Genomic DNA, 3714 nt, shown 5'->3' with positions numbered 1-3714 from the left:
AGAGAGGCCCATCCGGGGAACCGGGCGGGCCTCTCTTGGTGCGTGGAGCCGTGGACGACTACCGCAGGACGACCGTGTACGCGCCACCGCCGTAGCCCGCCACGTCCACCTCGGCGTCGAGCCGACGACCCGTGCTGCGCAGGAACGACACGGCGGTGCCGGGCAGGGCGGCCCGCGTCGAGTCGAACACGTCGGCGAGCACCAGGTGCGGGGCGTCCTGCGTGTTGAAGAGCCCGGCCGTGACGTTGAGGACCTCCGAGACGTTCTCGAGCAGCACGTCGCTGAGCCTCCCGTCCGCCGCGGCGTCCTTCGCCGGTCCGGGCGGCATGAGGCCGATCGACGCACCGAGGTACGCGCCCAGGGGGACGTCGACCGCGACCACGGCCTCGACCTGGCCGCGGTTGCTCAGGTAGGTGGCCACGACGAGTCCCTTCGTCTCGGGCGTCATGAGCCGGCCGGCCGGCACGGCCGTGCACGCACGGCCGACCAGGCCCGCGTACAGGTCCTTGATCTCCTTGAGCTGGGGCAGGGGCGTGGTGGTCACGAGTGGGGTCCTCCGGGGTCTCTCGGTGGGTGGTGCGCTGGGGGTGCGCGTGGATGAGGTCAGCGGAAGTGCGGACGCAACGCCGACTCGAACGTGCCGGCGTCGAAGGGCTTGGCGATGAGGAACAGCGCCCCCTCGCTCTCGGCGAGCTCGCGCATCTGCGGCGAGCCCTCCGACGTGACGAAGCCGAACGGGACGCTCGAGCCGCCCGCGCGCAGCGCACGCAGGAAGTCGATCCCGTTCATCTCGGGCATGTTCCAGTCCGACAGGACGAGGTCGGGCTTCTCCGCGCGGGTCAGGGCGAGCGCCTCGGCGCCGTCACCGGCCTGGACGACGTCCCAGTCGCCGAAGCCCGCCTGACGCAGGGTGCGCAGGACGATCTGTCGCATGACGCGGCTGTCGTCCGCCACGAGGACTCTCACAGGTCTTCTCCGTTCGTCGAGGTCCACAGCTGGATGAGGATCGGGCCGCCCCACCAGAGCAGCGCCTGCTCGTGGTCGGCCGGGCGGGAGGCCGGGGGCTCGGCGTGCTCGACGACCGGCAGCGTCAGCGACGACCCCTCGGGCATCATGGCCTTGAGGTTCCCGCCGACGACGTTCGCGACCTCCCCGAGCGCGTCCTGGACGTCCTCGAGCGTCACCGGCTCGTCGTCCTCCTTGAGCAGGAGCGAGCGGGCGAGACGGTCCGCGGTCTCACGGGCCGTCACGACCAGGGTGCGCGAGACCGCCGGTCCGACGATGTCGACCCAGGCGTACAGCGGGTCGCTGATCGGCTCCTCCAGGGCCTCCATGGGCAGGAGCAGCCCCGGCTCGCCGTCGACCATCGCGGTGAACAGGTCCTGCGCCATCGGGACGACGCTCTGTGCGAGCGTCGAGGTGGTGTCGGTCATGCGAGCTCCTTCTGCGGCAGCAGCCCGAGCATGTCGAGCTTCGCCTCGAGCGCATCAGGGGTGAACGGCTTGATGAGGTACTCGTGCGCTCCTGCCGCGAGGGCGCGCACGATCTGGTTCTGCTCGGACTCGGTCGTGACCATCATGAGGGTGAGGTCGCGCCAGTCCCGGCGCTTGCGGACCTCCTGGACGAGCTCCAGGCCGTCCATCACGGGCATGTTCCAGTCGACGCACGCCAGGTCGAAGCGTTCACCGGCCTCGAGCAGGTCGAGCGCTGCGCGCCCGTCCCCCGCCTCGGCGATCTCGAAGCCGAGACCCTTCAACGTCGACGCGACGATACGGCGCATCACGCGCGAGTCGTCGATCACCAGCGCTCTCATGCGCTGCCTCCTCGGAGTCGGTAGATGGAGCCGTGTGCGCCGTCGACGCGTTCCCACGCGGGATCGACACCGACGGTCGTCTCGGCGGCACCCAGGATCAGGTAGCCACCAGGTCTCACCCGGCTACGGAGCCGGGCGAGGATCGACTGCTTGGTGGGCATGTCGAAGTAGATGAGGACGTTGCGCAGGAAGACCACGTCGAACGTCCCGACGCCCGGAGGCGGCGTGAGCAGGTTGTGCTTCTCGAACGTCAGGTTCCGGCGCAGCGCGGGGTCGACCTCCCACTCCGCGCCCGCGCGCCGGAAGTGGCGGACGAGCATCGGGGCGGGCAGCCCGCGGTTGACCTCGAGCTGGCTGTACCGGCCGCCACGGGCACGGTCGAGCACCTGCGCGTTGATGTCGGTCGCGAGGATCCGGAAGCGCTGGTGGCCCTGCTCGGCCAGGACCATCGCGATGCTGTAAGGCTCCTGTCCCGTCGAGCACGCTGCGGACCAGATCGACAGGTCGCCGTCGCCGTGGGCCGGCAGCACGACGCGTCGCAGGGCCGTGAACGGCGAGGTGTCACGGAACCAGGACGTCTCGTTGGTCGTCATGGCCTCGACCACGCGCACGATCTCGCCGCTCGAGCCGGTGCGCACGTACCTCTGCACGTACTGCTCGACGGCGTCGATCCCGTGGAGCCCCTTCTCCCGGGCCAACGGTCCGAGCCGCGACTCGACGAGATACTCCTTGCCAGGGGCGAGCTGGATCGCGCTGTGCCGGCGGACCAGGTCGCTCACGAACGAGAACGACTGGGTGGACACGGTCATGCGTGTGCTCCTTCGATCGCCGAGACGACGGCTCGGGCGAGGTGGTCGAGCGGAAGGACCTGGTGGGCGTGCCCCGCAGTGACCACGGCACCCGGCATGCCCCACACGACCGACGAGGCCTCGTCCTGGGCGACGACGTGTCCCCCGGCCCCGGTGACCGCTCCTGCGCCGTCGCGCCCGTCCGAGCCCATGCCGGTCAGGACGAGCGCGAGAAGGTCGCCACCCAGCACCTGGACCGCGGACCGGAACAGGACGTCGACGGAGGGGCGTGTGAAGTTGACCGGTGGGCCGTCCGTGACGGCGGTCACCAGGCTGGAGCCCCGGCGCACGACCTCGAGGTGACGCCCGCCGGGGGCGAGGTAGGCGTGCCCAGGCGAGAGGATCTCCCCTCCGACGGCCTCGACCACGGTCGTGGGCCCCTCACGGTCGAGCCGTTCCGCGAGCTGGCGGGTGAACACGGGCGGCATGTGCTGGACCACGAGGACCGGCACGGGCAGCGGCTCACGGATCGCCGAGAAGACCCTGCGCAGCGCGTCGGGCCCCCCGGTCGAGGAGCCGACGACGACGGCCCGGACCGGGCGTCGCGGCGCCGCCCTGCGCGTGGTCGGCACGGCGGCCGCGACCGCGCCGCCGGGCCCCGCCGCTGCTGGTCGACGGGCACCTGGCACGAGAGCCTTGATCTTGGGGACGAGCTCGAGCCCTACCCGTTCGAGGGCGGTCTGCACCGAGCCCGTGCCGCTGGGCTTCGTCACGTAGTCCGTCGCGCCGGCCGTGAGCGCGTCGAGCGTCGCCCCTGCTCCGCGCTCCGTGAGCGTCGAGAACATGATGACGGGCATGCGCCGGCCGGCGGCGCGCAGCGCGCGCACCGTCTCGATGCCGTCGAGCACGGGCATCTCGATGTCGAGCGTGATCAGGTCGGGCTCGAGCTGCTCGACCTTCGCGAGGGCGAGGCGCCCGTCAGCGGCGGTGCCGACGACCGTGATCTCGGGGTCCCGCTCGAGGGTCTGGGTGACGAGGCGTCGGATGACGACCGAGTCGTCGACGACGAGCACCCGGATCACGCGAGTCCTCCCGGGGCGGCGGGCAGGGACG

At 71.4% G+C, this 3714-nt stretch carries 6 protein-coding genes; all 6 read right to left on the bottom strand.

What is annotated here, in order from left to right; translation table 11 throughout:
- Positions 1-58: 58 nt before the first annotated feature.
- Genes ACFRCR_RS17655 through ACFRCR_RS17630 form a run of 6 tightly spaced genes read right to left on the bottom strand, consistent with a single transcriptional unit; the run spans position 59 to position 3674 of the window.
- Positions 59-544: a hypothetical protein gene (locus tag ACFRCR_RS17655; RefSeq protein WP_377679372.1), complete on the bottom strand. Its 486-nt coding sequence runs from the start codon at positions 542-544 to the stop codon at positions 59-61.
- Between the two features lie 59 nt (positions 545-603).
- On the bottom strand, positions 604-966 hold the full coding sequence (locus ACFRCR_RS17650) for a response regulator (protein WP_191791652.1): 363 nt from the start codon (positions 964-966) through the stop codon (positions 604-606).
- A complete protein-coding gene (locus ACFRCR_RS17645; protein ID WP_377679370.1) occupies positions 963-1433 on the bottom strand; it encodes a chemotaxis protein CheX in 471 nt (156 codons plus the stop codon). Before ACFRCR_RS17645 ends, ACFRCR_RS17650 begins: the two co-directional genes overlap by 4 nt.
- A complete protein-coding gene (locus ACFRCR_RS17640) occupies positions 1430-1813 on the bottom strand; it encodes a response regulator (protein WP_138825814.1) in 384 nt (127 codons plus the stop codon). Before ACFRCR_RS17640 ends, ACFRCR_RS17645 begins: the two co-directional genes overlap by 4 nt.
- Positions 1810-2622 carry a protein-glutamate O-methyltransferase CheR gene (locus ACFRCR_RS17635; RefSeq protein ID WP_204807802.1) on the bottom strand — a complete coding sequence of 271 codons (813 nt, stop codon included), beginning with the start codon at positions 2620-2622 and terminating at the stop codon, positions 1810-1812. Before ACFRCR_RS17635 ends, ACFRCR_RS17640 begins: the two co-directional genes overlap by 4 nt.
- Positions 2619-3674 carry a chemotaxis response regulator protein-glutamate methylesterase gene (locus ACFRCR_RS17630; RefSeq protein WP_377679374.1) on the bottom strand — a complete coding sequence of 352 codons (1056 nt, stop codon included), beginning with the start codon at positions 3672-3674 and terminating at the stop codon, positions 2619-2621. Before ACFRCR_RS17630 ends, ACFRCR_RS17635 begins: the two co-directional genes overlap by 4 nt.
- Positions 3675-3714 lie beyond the last annotated feature (40 nt).

This window comes from Oerskovia sp. NPDC056781, from assembly GCF_042789955.1.
Lineage (GTDB): Bacteria > Actinomycetota > Actinomycetes > Actinomycetales > Cellulomonadaceae > Oerskovia > Oerskovia rustica.
The sequence above is the reverse complement of the archived record's forward strand: the minus strand, read 5'-3'. Positions and strand labels throughout refer to the sequence as shown.

Excerpts from the sequence above, each read along its gene's own strand:
- ACFRCR_RS17640 (WP_138825814.1), bottom strand. The coding sequence starts at position 1,813 with ATGAGAGCGCTGGTGATCGACGACTCGCGCGTGATGCGCCGTATCGTC.
- ACFRCR_RS17635 (WP_204807802.1), bottom strand. The coding sequence starts at position 2,622 with ATGACCGTGTCCACCCAGTCGTTCTCGTTCGTGAGCGACCTGGTCCGC.
- ACFRCR_RS17645 (WP_377679370.1), bottom strand. The coding sequence starts at position 1,433 with ATGACCGACACCACCTCGACGCTCGCACAGAGCGTCGTCCCGATGGCG.